Genomic DNA, 1,243 nt, shown 5'->3' with positions numbered 1-1,243 from the left:
CCCCCACCCACCTGGCCGGCGCTCCCGCCCGCAGCTCCTCCCACGGGCCCGCCCGCGCCATCCGCCCTCTGCTCCGTAGCCCTCACGTCGTCCATGCCTCTGCCTAGCACGCGCGGATCCATGAGCGGCACCACGCCCACACGGATCACGCCTAAGCCACCCTTGGGGGCCCCAATGCAGTGGCTCTTGTGCTGACTGGGCCGTTGGCCAGCTCATGGAGGGGCGGGGACCGGGGTGCCGGTCGCGCGTAGGGATCTTGACCAAGGTGTTCACGCCGACGCCGCCGCAGCGAGCGAACCGGTCCTGGACACGGACCGACTCTCCTACCTCCGCTGCGTCCGAATCGCCCGCCGGAGCGTGGCGTCCCAACACGGCGTCTCCCGGCGCAAGCCAACCAGCGCCTGGACGGAGGCCACGCAGGAAGCGCGTTCCCGTCTGTTGCCGCCTCGGTCCGGTCGTGTCTGGCCCCGAGCGATCAGGAAGCCGGCGCGGTGGCCGATCCTGAGAACCCGGAGCGGTCGCAACAAGGTCGAACCGGGCCGGTGGGCCAACAGCCCGACCAAGAAGAGGAAGAAGCACCGTGGCGCCGGCAGACCCGTGCCACGTCAGGCATCCACGTGCGCCGACACCCGCTCCGTCACCAGCGCCAGACATACGCGGGAACACCAGCATGGGCCACTCGCGCACGTGTACGCCGTGCTCAGCGGACCTCGCAGGCGGGGCACCTCGCGGCGCAGCCACAGGCACCGCGACTGCCGCTGGAAACGGCGCGCCGGTCACTCATTCAGCCACGTCGACGTGGAAGTTTTCCGCGGGCTGGTCGGCCTTGTCTTCCTTGGGCAGGCCTAGATCCCCGCACTGGTTGGCCGGCGCGGAAAACGGCAGGGCAAGCAGACTGGACACCAGACCGCCGCCCGCGTGCTGTGCGTCGGCGACGTTAGCCGAGCCGATGTTGATGCACTGGTTGTCGTGCGCACTGTTGCCGAAGCCGATGACCGAAGTGGCACCCGCCGTGGTGGCGGTGAACGCCATCAGGCCGACCGCGGCCACGGCCACCACAGTCCCTCGCTTGCTCGCTGTCATAACAGGACTCCTCACCACCGACACACGGCCTGTGCACGGGTTCGGCAGGTATCTCACCAGGACAACGGCACCTGAGCCTCCGCGACACGTCCGTTTCCACGTGTTCAGGAACCGCGCCCTACTGAGAGGCACCCGCAGACACAAGCGCACAGAGGTAAAG

General features: G+C 68.9%; 1 protein-coding gene. It reads right to left on the bottom strand.

Annotation, left to right across the window (positions count from 1 at the left end; genetic code table 11):
- Window positions 1–780: 780 nt before the first annotated feature.
- Window positions 781–1,083, bottom strand: coding sequence for a hypothetical protein (locus LPA54_RS32660; protein WP_228984387.1), 303 nt, complete (start codon window positions 1,081–1,083; stop codon window positions 781–783).
- Between the last annotated feature and the right edge of the window lie 160 nt (window positions 1,084–1,243).

It is taken from the genome of Streptomyces sp. DH12, from assembly GCF_020873895.1.
In the GTDB taxonomy this organism is placed as follows: Bacteria; Actinomycetota; Actinomycetes; order Streptomycetales; family Streptomycetaceae; genus Streptomyces.
Note: the sequence above shows the minus strand (reverse complement) of the source record. Positions and strands in the feature narration are given on the sequence as shown.

What these genes read in the sequence shown, in the direction of transcription:
- LPA54_RS32660 (WP_228984387.1), bottom strand. Translation starts at nt 1,083, where the DNA reads ATGACAGCGAGCAAGCGAGGGACTGTGGTGGCCGTGGCCGCGGTCGGC.